Annotated in this window: 15 protein-coding genes; 8 read left to right on the top strand and 7 right to left on the bottom strand. The window is 70.7% G+C overall.

The window, feature by feature from the left end; all coding sequences use genetic code 11:
* Positions 1 to 68: 68 nt before the first annotated feature.
* Genes OG2516_RS00825 through OG2516_RS00800 form a run of 6 tightly spaced genes read right to left on the bottom strand, consistent with a single transcriptional unit; the run spans position 69 to position 7831 of the window.
* Positions 69 to 2363: a molybdopterin-dependent oxidoreductase gene (locus tag OG2516_RS00825; RefSeq protein ID WP_245544261.1), complete on the bottom strand. Its 2295-nt coding sequence runs from the start codon at positions 2361 to 2363 to the stop codon at positions 69 to 71.
* A complete protein-coding gene (locus OG2516_RS00820; protein WP_007253684.1) occupies positions 2356 to 3330 on the bottom strand; it encodes a sugar-binding transcriptional regulator in 975 nt (324 codons plus the stop codon). Before OG2516_RS00820 ends, OG2516_RS00825 begins: the two co-directional genes overlap by 8 nt.
* On the bottom strand, positions 3320 to 4216 hold the full coding sequence (locus OG2516_RS00815; protein ID WP_007253683.1) for an ABC transporter permease: 897 nt from the start codon (positions 4214 to 4216) through the stop codon (positions 3320 to 3322). Before OG2516_RS00815 ends, OG2516_RS00820 begins: the two co-directional genes overlap by 11 nt.
* 2 nt (positions 4217 to 4218) lie before the next feature.
* On the bottom strand, positions 4219 to 5241 hold the full coding sequence (locus tag OG2516_RS00810; RefSeq protein ID WP_007253682.1) for an ABC transporter permease: 1023 nt from the start codon (positions 5239 to 5241) through the stop codon (positions 4219 to 4221).
* Positions 5238 to 6776, bottom strand: coding sequence for an ABC transporter ATP-binding protein (locus tag OG2516_RS00805; RefSeq protein ID WP_156799323.1), 1539 nt, complete (start codon positions 6774 to 6776; stop codon positions 5238 to 5240). Before OG2516_RS00805 ends, OG2516_RS00810 begins: the two co-directional genes overlap by 4 nt.
* Positions 6777 to 6814: 38 nt before the next feature.
* Entirely contained in the window at positions 6815 to 7831 is a 1017-nt protein-coding gene (locus tag OG2516_RS00800; protein WP_007253680.1) for a BMP family ABC transporter substrate-binding protein, read from the bottom strand.
* A gap of 283 nt (positions 7832 to 8114) precedes the next feature.
* Between OG2516_RS00800 and OG2516_RS00795 the strand changes: the two genes are divergently transcribed.
* From OG2516_RS00795 to OG2516_RS00770, 6 genes are read left to right on the top strand one after another with little or no spacing between them, the layout of a single operon-like run.
* A complete protein-coding gene (locus OG2516_RS00795) occupies positions 8115 to 8945 on the top strand; it encodes a purine-nucleoside phosphorylase (RefSeq protein ID WP_007253679.1) in 831 nt (276 codons plus the stop codon).
* Between the two features lies 1 nt (position 8946).
* Entirely contained in the window at positions 8947 to 10257 is a 1311-nt protein-coding gene (locus OG2516_RS00790; RefSeq protein ID WP_007253678.1) for an amidohydrolase family protein, read from the top strand.
* On the top strand, positions 10257 to 11321 hold the full coding sequence (gene mtnA / locus OG2516_RS00785; RefSeq protein ID WP_007253677.1) for an S-methyl-5-thioribose-1-phosphate isomerase: 1065 nt from the start codon (positions 10257 to 10259) through the stop codon (positions 11319 to 11321). The genes OG2516_RS00790 and mtnA overlap by 1 nt, the downstream gene beginning before the upstream one ends.
* Positions 11318 to 12244 carry a transketolase gene (locus OG2516_RS00780; protein ID WP_007253676.1) on the top strand — a complete coding sequence of 309 codons (927 nt, stop codon included), beginning with the start codon at positions 11318 to 11320 and terminating at the stop codon, positions 12242 to 12244. The genes mtnA and OG2516_RS00780 overlap by 4 nt, the downstream gene beginning before the upstream one ends.
* Positions 12245 to 12259: 15 nt before the next feature.
* Entirely contained in the window at positions 12260 to 13264 is a 1005-nt protein-coding gene (locus OG2516_RS00775) for a transketolase family protein (RefSeq protein WP_007253675.1), read from the top strand.
* Positions 13264 to 14397 (top strand): RuBisCO large subunit C-terminal-like domain-containing protein, encoded by a 1134-nt coding sequence (locus OG2516_RS00770; protein WP_007253674.1) that lies wholly within the window; start codon positions 13264 to 13266, stop codon positions 14395 to 14397. The genes OG2516_RS00775 and OG2516_RS00770 overlap by 1 nt, the downstream gene beginning before the upstream one ends.
* Positions 14398 to 14424: 27 nt before the next feature.
* Here the strand turns inward: OG2516_RS00770 and OG2516_RS00765 are convergent, their stop codons facing one another.
* The gene (locus tag OG2516_RS00765) at positions 14425 to 14907 is read right to left on the bottom strand and encodes a metallophosphoesterase family protein (protein WP_007253673.1); all 483 of its coding nucleotides are present in this window, start codon (positions 14905 to 14907) and stop codon (positions 14425 to 14427) included.
* A gap of 234 nt (positions 14908 to 15141) precedes the next feature.
* On the opposite strand from OG2516_RS00765, the gene OG2516_RS00760 reads away from it, so the two are divergent.
* Both OG2516_RS00760 and OG2516_RS00755 read left to right on the top strand, forming a co-directional pair.
* The gene (locus OG2516_RS00760; RefSeq protein ID WP_007253672.1) at positions 15142 to 15792 is read left to right on the top strand and encodes an isochorismatase family protein; all 651 of its coding nucleotides are present in this window, start codon (positions 15142 to 15144) and stop codon (positions 15790 to 15792) included.
* 63 nt (positions 15793 to 15855) lie between these two features.
* Positions 15856 to 17094 (top strand): metal-dependent hydrolase family protein, encoded by a 1239-nt coding sequence (locus OG2516_RS00755; RefSeq protein WP_040614861.1) that lies wholly within the window; start codon positions 15856 to 15858, stop codon positions 17092 to 17094.
* Positions 17095 to 17124: the final 30 nt, after the last annotated feature.

Genomic DNA, 17124 nt, shown 5'->3' with positions numbered 1-17124 from the left:
ACCGCTTTGGTTATCTCATTAGCATGATAACGAGGCAAAGCGTCAATGCCGCCCGCGCCCGCGCGTTTTCAGCGCTGCGCCGTCTTCCGGATCCTCACCAGGCAGGTGTGCGCCGTCGGGCCCTGTGCCAGCTTCGACGTGCCCCGGTCGGCCGTCAGCACGTTGGGGTTGCCGTTCAGGCATAGCTCGGGCCGCTCCGGCGACGGCTTGAACCACGCGCCGGTCGCCATCTGCACGACCCCGCGCCGCAGGGCGTCGTCGAGGACCACGCGGGCGAGGCACGCGCCGCGGGCGTTGAAGAGCTCCACCGCGTCGCCCTCGGAGATGTCGCGCGCGGCGGCGTCGGCGGGGTTGAGCCGCACGCGCTCCAGGCCGCCCCGCTTCGCGCCCTGGCTGACCGGGCCCTGGTCGAGCTGGGAGTGCAGCTTGGTGTGGGGCTGGTTGGAGATCAGGTGCAGCTCGTCCGCCGCGGCGTCGCCGAGCCACTCGTAGGGCTCCATCCAGGTCACGTGACCGGGGCAGTCGTCGTAGCCGAAGCCGGCGATCTCGGCGGACCAGATCTCGATCTTGCCGCTCCGGGTCGGGATCGGGTGGGCCTCGGGATCGGCGCGGAAGCGCTGGAACATCACGTTGGGCTCGGCCGGCGCCTCGACCTTGTGCCAGCGCCGCTCGCGCAGGGTGTCGTAGTCGGGCAGCGTCACGCCCTCGCCCGCGGCGCGCTGGCAGCTCAGCGCGTAGAGGTGGCGCTGCCACGCCTCGGCGTCCCGGCCCTCGGTGAAGGCCTCTTCCTGCCCCATCCGGCGGGCGAGGCCGCGGAAGATCTCGTAATCGTCGCGTGCCAGCGGCGGCGGGGCGGAGACGGCTTCCATGGCGACGATGTAGGGGTCGCGGCCGCCCATGCTGACGTCGCGGCGCTCGAGCGGGTTGGTGCAGGGCAGCACGATGTCGGCATGTCGCGCGGTGGCGGTCCAGCACCAGTCGTTGACGATGACCGTGTCGGGCGCCGTCCAGGCCTGCCGCAGGCGGTTGAGATCCTGGTGGTGGTGGAAGGGGTTGCCGCCGGCCCACCAGATCATCCGGGTGTCGGGATAGGTGAGGGTGCGGCCGTTGTACGCGTACTCCGCGCCCGGGTTCTCGAGCATGTCGCTGATGCGGGCGACGGGGATGTAGGTCTCGACCGGGTTGGTCCCCTGCGGCATCGCCGCGTGGGCGAGGCTGCGGTTCTCGAGGCCCATCGAGTTGACCGCCGAATAGCCGAGCCCGAAGCCGCCGCCCGGCAGGCCGATCTGGCCCAGCATCGCCGCCAGGGTGATCGTCGCCCAGAAGGGCTGCTCGCCGTGGTCCTGCCGGGTGAGCGACCAGCTCGCCGAGATCATCGTCCGCTGCCGGTGCATCCGCCGCGCCAGGTCGACGATCGCCGAGGCCTCGACCTCGCAGATGGCGGCGGCCCAGGCGGCGGTCTTGGCGACGCCGTCGGTCTTGCCCGTCAGGTAGTCGGCGAAGCGTTCGAAGCCGACGGTGTACCTGGCGAGGAAGTCGGCGTCGTGCAGCCCCTCGTCGAGCAGGCAGTGGCAGAGGGCGAGGATCATCGCCACGTCGCTCGAGGGCCGCGGCGCGATCCACTGGGCGGAGAGGGCGTCGATGGCGTCGTCGCGCAGGGGCGAGATCGACACGAACTCCACCCCGTTGGCGCGGGCGTTGAGCATCGCCTCGCGCTGGCGGTGCCGGCCGGTGCCGCCCTGGGAGATCTGGCCGTTGCGCAGCGGCAGGCCGCCGAAGGCGACGAACAGCTCGGTGTGCTCGACGATGCTCTGCCAGTCGGTGGTGTCGGCCGCGGCGACCCAGAAGCCGCCGATCACGTGCTCGCAGATCACCTCGCCGGCGGCGAGGCTGTAGGTGTTGACCGAGCGGGTGAAGCCGCCGTTCAGGTTCAGGAACCGCCGCAGGTGGCCCTGCGCGTGGTGGAAGCGCCCGGCGCTGGCCCAGCCGTAGGAGCCGGCGTAGATCGCCTCGTTGCCGAAGTCGCGGCGCACGCGGGTCAGCTCGTCGGCGATCAGGCCCTCGACCTCGTCCCAGCTCACCGCGACGAACGCGTCGGAGCCGCGCCTGTCGCGGTTGCGCCCATCCGGGTCCTCCAGCCAGCCCTTGCGTACCATCGGCGCGGTGACCCGCGTCGGGCCGTCGAGCACGCCGAAGAAGCCCTGCCCGATGTTCGAGGGATCGACGTCTTCCTCGAACGGGTGCAGGGCGCGCAGGGTCTTGCCGTCGCTTTCGGCCCGGTAGGTGCCCCAGTGCATCGCGGTCAGGGGCAGGTCCGTCTTGTCCATCGGGCGGTTCCCATCGGTCTTGGTGTGGTCAGTCATCGGCGAGCAGCCCGGCGGCGATCTCCGAGCAGGTGACGAGGTGCGTCGTGAAGCCGGCGCGGAGCGCGGCGCGCGTGGGCTCGGTCTTGTCCGCCCCGGCCGCGGCGAGGAGGCCCAGCTCCTTGCCGCGCATCTCGTCGATGGTGGTGCCGATGATGCGGGCGTCGATCTCGCCGGGGATCGGGTTGCCGTCGCGGTCGATGAAGCGGCCGCAGATCACCGCCGCCGCGCCCCGGGCCTGGTAGGCCGCCAGCGTCGCCTCGCTGACGACGCCGCTGCGGACGACGTGGCTGTCGGAGCCGACGGAGCCGGCGGCGAACAGCACCTTGTTGCAGGTGCGGATCGCGTCGAGCTGGGCGGCGATGACCGGCTCGCGGCGCAGCATCTCGGCGAGGTCGCTGCTCTGGACCAGGAGCGGGGCGTGGAGGTTGATGCAATTGGCCGAGAAGGCGGTGGCGAGGTTGGCCGAGCAGGTCTCGGCGGCGAAGCCCAGCGGCGTCGCGCGCGAGCCGACGAGCTGCACGATGTCGAGCCCGGGGATGGCGATGGCCTCGACCTCGGTGGAGATGTGGTAGACCGTCTCGCCCCAGGACACGCCGAGCCGGTCGCCGGCGGTCAGCAGCTCCGGCAGCCAGTCGGCGGCGGCGCGCGCCACCCGCAGCAGGTCGGCGGCGGGATCGTCGGGCTGGCCGGGGACCACGAGCGCGTCCTTCAGGGCAAACTTGCGCTTCAGCTCCTCGGCGATCTCGCGCTGGCGGAAGATCTCGGGATGCAGCGACACCCGCACGTAGCCCCGCGCCCGCGCCAACGCGAGGTAATTGACCACCGTGCTGCGCGACAGGCCGAGGCGGGCGGCGATGTCGGCCTGGCTCATGTCGTCCTTGAAGTAGCACCACGCCGCCTCGATGATCTGCTGCTCGGTGCGCGACTGCACCTCGCCGCGGGCCCGGCGGCCGCTAGCGGGCATATCGGGCGGTCCGCTTCCGGAAGACGAGCATCAGCACGACGATCGCCAGCACGTAGGGCATGCTCTCGGTGAGCTGCTGCGGCAGGCCGAGGCCCTGCATCCGGAAGCCGAAGGCGTCGACGAGGCCGAACAGGATGGCGGTGGGCAGGATCCAGGGCAGGCGCGCGCTGCACATCATCATGATGACGAGCGCGATCCAGCCGCGCCCCGCGCTCATGCCCTCGGTGAACAGCGTCACGTTGGAGATCGAAAGCTGCGCCCCGCCCATGGCGCAGAGCACGCCGCAGGCGATCACGGCGGCCGTCTTGACCCGCTCCGGCGACACCCCGACGGTGCGCATCGCCGCCGCGTTCTGCCCCGCCGCCCGCAGCCGCAGGCCGTACTTGTGGTTCTTCAGGAGCCAGGTGACGGCGACGACGAGGAAGATCGCGAGCCAGACGAGGATCGACTGCCCCGACACGAACGGACCGATCAGCGGGATGTCGGCGACCGGGCCGAGGTGGATCCGGGGCAGCTGCACGATGGCCGGGTCGTCGAACTGGCCCGAGACCCCGAAGATCCGCCCCAGCAGGAAGGCGGTGAGGCCGATGGCCAGCACGTTGAAGCCGATGCTGACGATGATGTGGTCGCCGCCGCGGGTCACGCCGAAATAGGCGAAGACCAGCCCCGACAGGGCGCCGGAGACGATGGCAAGCCCCAGCCCCGCCAGGGCGTTGCCGGTGTAGAAGGTGCCCACGACCGCGGCGAAGGCGCCGATCAGCATCATGCCCTCGAGCGCGATGTTGAACACGTTCGCCCGGTCGCACAGGGCGCTTCCGATGGCGGCCAGCAGGACCGGCGTGAACAGCCGGGGGATGGATTCGATCAGGGCGGCGTCGAAGAACATCGCTAGCGCCCCTTCCCGCCGAGGTTGGACAGCATCTTGCCCGCCACCCCGGACAGGTAGAGGACGATCACGGCCTGGATGATCTGGCCGACCTCGCGCGGGATGCCGACGCTGCGCTCCATGCCGATCGCCCCCGTCGCCAGCGCGGCGAAGAAGAACGCCGTCAGCGGCGTCGCCCAGGGGATAATCGCCGCCATGAGCACCGCCGCGATGCCCGTCCAGGCGTAGAGCGGCGCGGTCAGCATGCCGTCGATGTAGCGCTGGTTCATGCCGAACACCGCGACGAAGCCGGTCATGCCGGCGATGGCGCCGCTGATCATCAGGGTGCGGTAGTAGAGCTTGTGGGTCGGGTAGCCCGAGGCGCGGGCGAAGGGGTAGCTGTAGCCCTGCATCCGCACCCGGTAGCCGAACACGCTGGTCCGCTCGAGCAGGATGACGAGCAGCGCGGTGCCGCCGATCAGCAGGATGCCGTAATCGAGGATGGTGCCGGTGAAGCGCGGCAGGCTCGCCTCGCCCATGATGCGGAAGGACTGGGTGGCGCCGCTGTTGACGTCGCGGAACGGGTGCGAGACGGCATAGGAGGCGATGTAGGAGGCCGGGTAGTTGAGCAGCAGCGAGCCGATCAGCAGCGGCACGTTGGCGCCCCGCTCGATCAGCCCCGCCAGCACCGCCCAGCCGGCCCCGACCGCCATCGCCGCCAGCAGCGCCGCCAGCGCCACCACGAGCGGCGGCGCGGGGAGGTAGACCCCGACCAGAGCCGCGGTGAGGCCGCCGAGCACGAGCTGGCCCTCGGCGCCGATGTTGAGCAGGCCGGCGCGGAACGACACCAGCACCGACATCGCCAGCCCGAGCAGGATCGAGAACCGGCCGAGGGTCGAGTAGAGGTTGAAGTTGTTGCGCCCGCCGAAGGCGCCGTCGAGGAACGCGGCCACGGCCGCGCGCGTGGCGTCGAAGGCGAGCAGCGCGAGGAGGCCGGCCGCCACCAGGGCGAGGGGCACGAGGAGGACGCGGAGCGAGGCGTTCATGCGGCGGTGTCCTTTCGCTGGCCCGACATGGCCGCGCCCACGGCGATCGCGTCGAGTTCGCCGCGCTCGAAGATCGCGGTCAGCTCGCCGTCGCAGAGCACGCCCACCCGGTCGGACAGCGCGAACAGCTCCTCGAGGTCGCTGCTGACGAGGACGATGGCGCAGCCCATCTCCGCCAGTTCCAGGATCTGCTTGTGGATGAAGGTGATCGCCCCGACATCGACGCCCCAGCAGGGGTTCTCGATCACCAGGACGGCGGGCCGCGCCGAGAGTTCGCGCGCCACGACGACCTTCTGCTGGTTGCCCCCCGACAGCTTCGCCGCCCGGTGCCGCTCGGAGGGGGTGCGGATGTCGAAACGGGCGATCAGGTCGCGGCTGAAGTCGCGGATGCGGCGCTTGTCGAGGAAGCCGCGCGATGAGAAGTCCGTCGTTCCCTCGCGCCCAGAGATCAGGTTCTCCGCGATCGTCGCCGGCTGCGCCAGCCCCATGGCCATGCGGTCCTCGGCCATGTAGCCCAGCCCGAGCGCGCGCCGCGCCGCCACGTCGAGCCCGAGCACGTCGCGGCCGGCGAGCTGGACCGCGCCCTCGGCGTCCTCCAGCCCCACCAGGGCGTTCACCAGCTCCTTCTGGCCGTTGCCGGAGACGCCGGCGATGCCGAAGATCTCGCCCTTGCGCACGTCGAAGCTCACCTCCGCCAGCGCCGCCTTGCCCTGCCGGCGGCGGACGGTGAGGTCGCGGATCGACAGCGCGACGTCGGGGCGCGTCGCGTCGCGCTTGGCGATGATCTCGATGTTGCTGCCGACCATCAGCTCGGCGAGCTCGGTCTTGTCGGTGGCCTGCGCATCGCGCTCGGCGACGAGGCGGCCGCGCCGCAGGACGAGGATGCGGTCGGCGTTGTCCATGACCTCGTCGAGCTTGTGGGTGATCAGGACGATGGACGTCCCCTGCGCCTGCAGCCGCGCCAGCATCTTGTAGAGCGCGATGCTCTCCTGCGGGGTCAGCACGGCGGTGGGCTCGTCGAGGATGACGACGGAGGCGCCGCGGTAGAGCAGCTTGACGATCTCCACCTGCTGGCGGGCGTCGACGGGCAGGTCGGCGACCTTGCGGTCGAGGTCAATGGAGAAGTCGAACTCCTGCAGGATGCGCTGCGCCGCCGCGCGGTGCTCGCCGAGCGCGATGCGGCCGCTGCGGCCGGTGTCTTCCTGGCCGACGATGATGTTCTCCAGCACCGTCAGGTCGGGGTAGAGCATGAAGTGCTGGTGCACCATGCCGAGCCCCGCCGCGATGGCGTCGCGGGCCGACCGCATCTTCCGCGGCCGGCCCATGATCTCGACGCCGCCCTCGTCGGGCTCCAGCAGGCCGAACAGGATGCTCATCGCGGTGGACTTGCCGGCACCGTTCTCGCCGATCAGCGCGAGGAACTCGCCCTCGCGCACCTCGATCGACACGTCCTGCAGCGCCTTCGTCGGTCCGAACGCCTTGCTGACGCCGTTGAGGCGGCAGACCGCTGGCGGTGAGGTCTCGGTATCTGGCACGGTCACCCCCAGCGGTCCGTCAGTCTCGGTGTCGGCGCTCAGTTCGCCATCATCGGGTCGTCGACGACGACCTCGCCGGCCACGATCTGCTCCGCGAGGCTCCGGATCTCGGCAGCGACCTCGGCGTCGTCGGCGATCAGGCAGCCGCTTTCGGCGAGCGCGTCACCGCCCTCGACGGCCATTGCGCTCATCCCGCCCTCGGCGAGGCCGTAGGAGGCGAAGGTCGCCGCCTCGCCGGCCTCGATGGCCTCGATCGACTGCAGGACCGCCTGGTCGACCCGCTTCAGGGCGACGTCGTACATCGTGCCCGGCGCCACGCCGCAGAGATTGGTGTCGACGCCCATGGTGACGAAGCCGCTCTCGGCCGCCGCCTCGTACACGCCGAACGAGCCGCCGGCCGCCGCCGCGTAGATGACGTCGGCCCCGGCCGCGTCGAGCGCCAGCGCCTGCTCCTTGGCGCGCACCGGATCGGAGAACGGGTTCTGGCCGCCGACCCAGCGGGTCTCGACCGTCACCTCGGGATCCACATGCGCCACGCCGGCAGCGAAGCCGTCGGTGAAGCGGTGCATGAAGGGGATGTCGATCGGACCGATGACGCCGACGGTGCCGGTCTCGGTGGTCATCGCGGCGATGGCGCCCATCAGGAACGACGATTCGTGCTCGCGGAAGACGGCGCAGTGCACGTTATCCGGGCGCTCCTGGTCGGTGCAGGCGTCGACCAGCAGGAACTGCGTGTCGGGCGCGGTGGGCGCGACTTCCATGACGCCGTCGACGGCGGAGAAGCTCATCGCGACGACGATGTCGGCGCCGACGCTCGCCGCGGCGTAGAGGTTCTCCAGCATCGCCTGCGGCGCGTCGCTCTCGTAGGTGATCACCTCGGCGCCGCGCGCCTCGCCCGCGGCTTCGGCACCCTCCTGGCCCAGCACGAGGAAGGGGTTGTTCCCGATCGGGTTGGGGGTGACGTAGATGATGGACTTGTCCTGCGCGTGGACGGCGGTGCCGAGTGTCGCGACCGCGAGTCCTGCGGCCAGTGCGGTGTTCAGTGTCTTTGCCATCTGATGTGGCCTCCCTGTGGTGTTCACGCCGGTGTCGTTCCTGTCGTCGTTCATACGGTGTGGCTCCCGCCGGAATCCAGACGGGATCCGGTCACATCTTGCACCGCCTCGACCCGCTCCGCTCCCGGCCTCCGGCGAGGGGCGCGGCGCGATGCTCCTGCGCCCGCAGCGATCCGCATTTCTAGGCAAATGTCAATGTGGGTGCCATTTGTTTATTTTCTTCACTTCGCGGTCGGCGGCGTGTAATGGATCGTCGTGCCGTGCGCCTTCCGGAGGATCCGACATGTTGAACGCCAAGCTGTCCGACGCCGTCGCGGCGATCCGTGCCCGGACCGACATGGTGCCCGAGATCGCGCTGACGCTCGGCTCCGGCCTCGGTCCGCTGGCGGATCACCTCGACGGCACGACGATCCCCTACGCCGACATCCCGCACTTCCCGGTCTCCACCGTGCAGGGCCACGACGGGGTGCTGATGGTGGGCACCCTGTTCGGCCGCGCCTGTGTGGCGATGCGCGGCCGGGTCCACATGTACGAGGGCTACTCGGCCCAGGAGGTCGCCTTCCCGATGCGGGTGATGGCGGCGCTCGGCGCGCAGACGGCGATCTTCACCAACGCCGCCGGCGGCATGGGCGAGGGCATGCAGGTGGGCGACCTCGTCGCCATCGAGGACCACCTGTCGCTGGCGGTCGCGAGCGGCCACGACCCCCTGCGCGGGCCCAACGACCCCGGGATCGGCGAGCGATTCGTGTCGATGAACCGCGCCTACGACCCCGAGTTGATCGACCTCGTGCAATCGCTCTCCCCCGACATCGCCCGCGGCGTCTACGGCCACCTCGTCGGCCCCAGCTTCGAGCCCCCTGCCCTGATCCGCCTGCTCAAGCTCGCCGGCGTCGACCTCGCCGGCATGTCCACCGTCCCCGAGGTGATCGCTGCGCGGCACATGGGCGTGCGGGTGCTGGCGCTCTCGGCGGTAACCAATATCGCGGTCAGCTCCACCGCCGACAGCCACGTAACCAACGAGGCCGAGGTCTGGGAGTCGATCCGCATCATCGAGCCCAAGCTGCTGGCGCTGATGCAGGCCCTGATCCCGGGGCTGCCGGCCGTCGAGGCCTGAGATGCGCGTCGACACCCTGATCCGCGGCGGCGTGGTGCTGACCATGGACGGCGACTTCACCCGGCACGACGCCGGGTATGTCGCGGTGACCGGCGGGCGGATCAGCCACGTGGGCGCCGATGCCGACGCCGCCGGGCTGAGCGCCGAGCGGGTGATCGACGCCGAAGGCGGGATCATCCTGCCCGGCTTCGTCAACACCCATTGCCACGCCGCGATGACGCTGTTCCGCGGCCTCGCCGACGACGTCGACCTCGACGGCTTCCTGCGCACCGTCTGGCGCGCCGAGGCGGAGCACATCGGCCCCGCCAGCGTCGAGCTCGGCGCCGAGCTCGCGATCGCCGAGATGGCGCTGAGCGGCGTGACCCACTTCCTCGACATGTACTGGTACCCCGAGGCCACCATCGCCGCCGCGCAGCGGGTCGGGATGGGGCTCACCTCGGGCCCGCCGATGCTCAACGTCGAGGGCGTGGACGGCATGGGCTGGGCCGAGCGCATGGCCTACACCGAGGGCTTTCTCGAGCGGTATTCCGGGGTCGACGGGGTGCAGCCGATGCTGCTGCCGCACGGCTGCTACACGCTCGACGCCGACAAGCTCGCCGAGATCGCCAACCTGGCGCGGGCGGCGGGCTGCGGGGTGCACATCCACGCCGCCGAGGCGGCCTGGGAGATGCAGCTGGTGCGCGACGCCTACGGCACCACGCCGGTGCGCGCGCTCGAGCGGGCGGGCCTGCTGGAACAGCCGCTGCTGCTCGCCCATGCGGTGCATCTCGATGGCGAGGAGATCGCCCTGCTCGCCGATGCCGGCGCGGGCGTGGCCCATTGCCCGCTCTCCAACGCCAAGCTCGCCTCGGGCATGGCGCCGATCGGCGAGATGCGGGCGAGCGGCGTGACGCTGTCGCTCGGCACCGACGGGCCGGCGAGCGGCAACGACCTCGACATGTTCGCCACGATGCGGCTGGCGGCGCTGGTCCACAACCTGCGCAGCGGCACCTCCGACACCCTGCCCGCCCGCGACCTCGTCGCGATGGCCACCTCCGGCGGCGCCATGGCGCTGGGGCTCGGCGCGCGGACCGGCAGCCTCGAGGTCGGCAAGCAGGCCGACATCACCGTCGTCGCCACCGACGCGCCGCACAACGTGCCGTCCTACTGCCCCTATTCGACGCTCGTCTTCAGCGCCGGGCGCAGCGAAGTGCGCCACGTGCTGGCGCGGGGCCGGGCCCTCGTCGCCGACGGGCGCCCGACGACGCCGACCGAGCCGGTGAAGGCCGAGGTGCGGCGGCTGGCGGCAGACATAGCCAACAGGAGAGACTGATGGGGTTTCGCGCGATCGAGTGGCTGGACGACAGCAGCATTCTGAAGCTGATCGACCAGAAGGCCCTGCCGCAGCAGGTGCATTACCTGGAGCTGACCACCCCGGCCGAGATCGCCGGGGCGATCCACGACATGACCGTGCGCGGCGCCCCCGCCATCGGCGTCGCCGCCGCCTTCGGCATCCTGCAGGCGGCGCGCGGCGCGGCCGGGGCGGGCGAGGACCTGCAGGCGCGCCTGAGCGAGGCCGACGCGGTGCTGCGCGCCGCCCGGCCGACGGCGGTGAACCTGTCCTGGGCGCTGAACCGGATGCGCGCGGTCTGGTCCGGGGCCGGCGACAGCGAGGCGCTGCTCGCCGCGCTCGACCGCGAGGCGCGGCGCATCGAGGCCGAGGACATCGCCGTCAACCGCGCGATCTCAGAGCAGGCGCTGAAGATCCTGCCGCGGAAGGTCACCTTCTTCCATCATTGCAACACCGGCTCGCTCGCCACCGTCGACCTCGGCACCGCGCTCGGCATCATCCGCAGCGCCCACGAGGCCGGCCACGAGGTCTTCGCCTACATCGACGAGACCCGGCCGCGGCTGCAGGGGGCCAAGCTGTCGTCGTTCGAGCTGCTGCAGTTCGGCGTCCCCCACGCCATCGTCGTCGACGGCGCCTCGGCCCACATCATGCGCACCAGGGACGTCGACATCGCGGTGGTCGGCTGCGACCGGGTCGCCGCCAACGGCGACGTCGCCAACAAGATCGGCACCTACAACCTGGCGCTCGCGGCCGCCGACAACGGCGTGCCCTTCTACGTCGCCGCGCCGATGTCGACGATCGACTTCTCGACCGCGACCGGCGACGACATCGAGATCGAGGAGCGCGACGACAGCGAGATCCTCGCCATCAACGGCCAATCCATCGCCCCCGATGGCGCCCCGGCCTTCAACCCCGCCTTCGACGTCACGCCGCACCGGCTGATCGCGGGGATCATCACCGAACATGGGATTGCCCGCCCGCCCTTCGCCGAGAGCCTGCTGGCGATGAAGCGGGCGCAGGAGACCTTCCTCGAGGAGAGTGCATGAGAAACCACCAGACCACAGAAGACATCGCGCTCGGCATCCGGCGGCGGGTGTTCGAGCACGCCATGCGCAACAACGGCGGCTACCTGTCGCAGGCCTGCTCGGCGGCCGAGCAGCTGGCCTGGCTCTACAACGAAGAGCTCAATCTCGGCGCGCCGACCCTGCCGATGATCCCGAAGCCCTTCGGCGGCGTGCCGCACGCCGACAATCCCGACTACCACACCGGGGCGGGCTACAACGGCCCCTTCGAGCCCGACCTCGACCGGCTGTTCATCGCGCCCGCGCACTACGCGCTCGTCGCCTACGCCACCCTGGTCGAGACCGGGCGGATGGCGGCCGAGGGGCTCGAGATGTTCAACCAGGACGGCTCGTCGGTCGAGATGATCGGCGCCGAGCACAGCCCCGGCATGGAGGTGCACAACGGCACCCTCGGCATCGGCCTCTCCACCGCCGCCGGCCTCGCCTGGGGCCGCCGCCGGCGCGGCGAGAGCGGCCGGGTCTGGGTGTTCATGTCCGACGGCGAGGTCCAGGAGGGCCAGACCTGGGAGGCGATCCAGGCCTGCGCGCACCACCGCATCGACAACGTCCTGGCGATCATGGACGTCAACAACCAGCAATGCGACGGGGCCATGGACAGCGTCATGGAGGTCGGCGACATCAAGACCAAGATGGAGGCCTTCGGCGCCGTCGCGGTCGAGATCGACGGCCACGACCTCGACGCCATGCGCGAGGCGGTGAAGACCCCGCACGAGGGCAAGCCGCTGATCATCCTGGCGCAGACCAACCCGTTCCACACGATGCCGATCCTCGAGGAGCGGTTCCCGCGCCTGCACTACGTGCGCTTCAAGTCCGAGGAGGAACGCGCCCGCATGAACACCTCGATCGCGCAGTCGCTGGGCGTCGATCCCATCGACTACGCCCACTGAGCCGGAGGCCACCCGATGGTAGACATGGTTAACCGCCCCTACGAGCGCGCGTTCGAGCAACACGCCCTCGCCAACCCGGACGTGCTCTGCATCTCCGCCGACCTGACCTCGTCCTGCGAGATCGACAAGTTCCGCGACAACCACCCCGACCAGTTCCTGTCGATGGGCATGGCCGAGCAGAACATGATGAGCTTCTGCGGCGGCCTCGGCCTCGCCGGCTTCCGGCCCTTCGTGCACACCTTCGGGGTGTTCACCTACCGCCGCCCCTACGACCAGCTGATGGCCTCCATCGCCTATCCGCGCCGCAAGGTGCGGATCATGGGCTTCCTGCCGGGGATCACCACCCCGGGCGGCATGACCCACCAGGCGATCGAGGACATCGCGGTGATGCGCTCGATGCCGAACATGACCATCCTCGAGACCGGCGACGCCACCGAGGTCGAGAGCATCTGCGCCGCCGCCGACAGCATCGATGGGCCGGTCTATTGCCGGGTGTTGCGCGGCTCCGTCCCGCGGCTGTTCGACACCCCGATCAAGGTCGGCGAGATGCGCGAGATCAGCCTCGGCGACGACGTCCTGATCGTCACCGCCGGGATCACCACCGAGGAGGCGATGCGCGCCACCCGCGCGCTCGAGGCCGCCGGCGTCTCGGTGCGCCACCTGCACCTGCACACGATCAAGCCGTTCGACGCGGGCGCGCTGCTCGACCACATCGGCGCGGTCAGGGGCGGGGTGATCACGCTGGAGAACCACGTCACCGAGGGCGGCATCGGCTCGCTGGTGGCCGAGGTCATGGCCGACAACGGCATCGGCAAGAAGCTGCGCCGGCTCGGGCTCAAGGACACCTACGCCCACGGCGGCAGCCGCGCCTACCTGATGCGCTACTACGGGCTCGACGCGCTCGCCCTGACCCGCGGCGTCGAGGACCTGCTCGGCCAGCCGCTCGGCATCACCGAGGAAGACCTCGCCCAGGCGCGGGTCGAGGCGGTGCACTCGCTGGCCAAGGCCGAGGGCCTCTGATGGATCGCTTCGTCGTCACCTACCGCATCGTCGCCGAGGACGAGGCCGACGCCGCGGCCCGGGCGGCCTCCATCGCGCTCGAGGACACGGTGGAGATCCCCCGCGACGTGGTGCCGGCGGGCTATGTCGAGGACGTGGTCCTCGGGCGGGTCGAGTCGGTGACGGCGCGCGGCGGCGGCGTGTGGACGGCGCTGATCGGCTACCATGTCGACGCGGTCGGGCGCGAGCTGCCGCAGCTGCTCAACGTGATCCTCGGCAACGCCTCGATCCTGCGCGGCGTGAAGGCCGTGGACCTCGCGCCCGACGCCGCGCTCGCCGAGCGCTTCCCCGGGGCCCGGTTCGGCGCGGCCGGGGTGCGCCGGCTGACCGGCCGCGCCAGCGGCGGGTTCGTCTGTCCGGTCATCAAGCCGCAGGGCAGCTCGGCCGAGACCCTCGCCCGGCTCTGCTACCTCTCGGCGGTCGCCGGCGCGGACATCGTGAAGGAAGACCACGGCCTCGCCAACCAGGACGCCGCGCCCTTCCGGGAGCGGATCGGGGCCTGCGCCGAGGCGGTCGGCCGGGCCAACGCGGAGCGCCGGGACCAGGGCGACACGACGCAGGCGCTCTACTTCGCCAACCTCTGCGGCCCGCCCCACCAGCTCCGCGACCAGGCCTACTACGCCAAGGAGAGCGGCGCGCACGGCATCCTGCTGATCCCGGGCCTTCACGGGTTCGACGCGATGTTCGAGCTGGCGCAGGACCCCGATTTCGACCTGCCGATCATGGCCCATCCGAGCCACCTCGGCCCCTACGTGCTCTCGCCCGACCACGGCTACGGGCACGGCATGTTGTTCGGCCAGCTGATGCGGCTGGCGGGCGCCGACATCTCCGTCTTCCCCAACCATGGCGGCCGCTTCGGCTTTTCGGTGGACGAGTGCGAGGAGATCGTGCGCGCCTGCCGCGACCCCGAGGGCCTCGGCCCCGCGATCCTGCCCAGCCCCGGCGGCGGCATGTCGCCCGAGCGCCTGCCCGACATGATGGCGCAATACGGCGAGGATTGCGTCTACCTGCTCGGCGGCAGCCTGCTGCGCGCCGGCGACCGGATCGGCGAGCTCATCGCCGAGATGCGCGCGGCGCTCTCCGGGCGCGACTGAGCCCGCCTTTCTCGCCGGCTGGCCGGGTCAGACCGGCAGCGGGTGGATCGTCGCGCGGGGCCGGCCGGCCTCGCTCCAGAGGAATGCCAGCGTGATCGGCAGGCGGAAGCGGCGCGGGCCGGCGGCGCCGGGATTGAGCCAGAGCGGCGTGCCGGTGCCGTCGATGCCCGGCTTGTGGGAATGTCCGGAGATCACGACGTCCCATCCCTCGGCGACCGGATCGGTCCGCAGGGCCTTGCGGTCGTGGATCATGTGGATCCGCAGCCCCCCGAGGGTGACGGTCACCTTCTCTGGCAGCGCCTCGGCCCAGCGGCCGCGGTCGATGTTGCCGCGGATCGCCGTCACCGGCGCGATCCGTCCCAGCGTCTCGAGATGGGCCGGCTCGCCGATGTCGCCGGCGTGCAGGATGTGGCCGACCCCGTCGAGCGCGTCGAGCGCCTCGAGTCGGAGCAGGCCGTGGGTGTCGGAAATGACGCCGATGCGCTCCCGGGGCGGCGGGGTCCGGTCCATGGCTTTTTCCGTGTGGCGGCGGTGGCTTCACAGCGAACGCGCGGCGAGCCCGGCCGGTTCGTTCTGCCCCCTCCCCGCCCCGGCAGAGTGCGTCGCCATTTCGCCCATCCCGAAGGCAACCAGCCGCGATTCCGGCAGCCGGGGGCCGGGATGGCCGGCGGTCGGTAAAAACAGTCTTGACTGATTGTTTTTGCCGGAGAAGGATCGGCGGAGTTTTCACGAGAGGATGGACGCATGTCGGCGCAGGACGATTACAAGCAGCGGAGCTACGGCGAGATCCCGGTCGGGACCGGGTCGAAGCCGGGCATCGTGGTGGTTGATTTCCAGAAGGGCTTTACGGAGTCGCAGTATCCGCTGGGCGGCGCGCCGCTGGTGATGCGCGCGCTGGAGAACACCGCGAAGCTGCTGGACGTGGCGCGGGCGTGCGACGTGCCGGTCGCGACCTGCAACACCGCCTACATGAACGAACGCGAGATGCCCTACTGGAAGATCACCGCGGTGCGCGAGACCTTCCGCCATGACCACCCCAGCGCCGCGCTCGACCCGCGCATCTTCGATCCCGACTACGACCTCTTCGTCACCAAGAAGGGCCCGTCGATCTTCTTCAACACCGGCGTGGCCGACTACTTCGCCAAGGAGCGGGTGGACACCGTCATCGTCACCGGCTGCAACACCAGCGGCTGCATCCGGGCCAGCTCCATCGACTCCTTCAGCCACCGCTACCGCACGCTGGTTCCGGAGGATTGCGTGGGCGACATCGAGGAGCAGCCCCACCGCGACAACCTGCGCGACCTCGGGCGGCGCTACGTCGACGTGGTCGACCTGCAGGCCGCGCTGGCCTTCATCGAGAGCTGGCACGCGAGCAAGGCCACGGCGGCGGCCTGAACGGCAGCCCGCGAACGACGACCGGAGCCGCGGCGACGCCGTGCGCCCGACCAGAGAGGCGACATGACCACCAGACTACTGAAGAACGCGCGAATCGTGGACGGAACGGCGAGCGAACCCACCGATCCGATGAACATCGTGATCGAGGACGGCCGCATCCGCGAGGTCGGGGCCAATGCCGCGACCGACACCGACGAGGTGCTCGATCTCGCCGGCCTGACGGTCATGCCGGGGCTGATCGACTGCCACGTGCACGTGATCGCGACCACGGCCGACCTGGGCCTCAACGCCTCCCTGCCCGACTCGCTCGTGGCCGCGCGCAGCAGCGTGCTGATGCGCAACATGCTGATGCGCGGCTTCACCACCGTGCGCGATCTCGGCGGCGCCGACCGGGGGCTGCAGCAGGCCGTGGAGGAGGGCATCTTCCTCGGCCCGCGGCTCGTGATCTGCGGCAAGGCCCTGTCGCAGACCGGCGGGCACACCGACTATCGCGGGCCCTACGACAACCGCTCGGCGGCCTGGTACGACCAGAGCCTCGGCGCGATGGGCCGGCTGTGCGACGGCGTGGCCGAGGTCCAGCGGGCCGCCCGCGAGGAGATCAAGAACGGGGCGCAGTTCGTGAAGGTCATGGCCGACGGCGGCGTGTCCTCGCCCTCCGACCCGATCGGCTACCTCGTCTATTCCATCGACGAGCTGAAGGCGCTGGTCGAGATCGCCCGCAACTTCGGCACCTACGCGACGGGGCACCTCTACGCCGACGAGGCCATCGTGCGGGCGCTCGATTGCGGCTTCGAGTGCATCGAGCACGGCAACCTGATCGGCGACGACACCATCGCCCGCGTCGCCCGGGAGGGCATCCCGGTCGTGCCCACCAACATCACCTACGACCTGCTCGCCCGCCGTGGCGCGGAGTTCGGGCTGCCGCCGGAATCGGTGGCGAAGGTCGCCGACGTGCGCGAGCACGGGCTGGAGCGGCTGGAGAAGATGCACGCCGCCGGCGTGTTGATGGGCTACGGCTCGGACCTGCTCGGGGGCATGCAGACGGAGCAGTCCGGCGAGTTCCCCCTGCGCGGGCGCTACATCCCCGCCGACGCGGTCATCCGCTCGGCCACGGTGGACGCCGCGAAGGTCCTGCGGATGGAGGGCGAGATCGGCACCATCGCCCCCGGCGCCCATGCCGACATCATCGCCGTCGAGGGCAACCCGCTCGACGACCTGGAGCTGCTGACGGGCCAGGGCGCCCACATGCCGCTGATCCTCAAGGGCGGCGAGGCGGTCAAGGTCGCCTCGAGCCTGCGCTGACGCGAAGAACCACCAACCAACGGGGAAGAA

Source organism: Oceanicola granulosus HTCC2516 (assembly GCF_000153305.1).
Taxonomy (GTDB): Bacteria; Pseudomonadota; Alphaproteobacteria; order Rhodobacterales; family Rhodobacteraceae; genus Oceanicola; species Oceanicola granulosus.
This window is presented reverse-complemented; position numbering and strand designations above follow the sequence as displayed.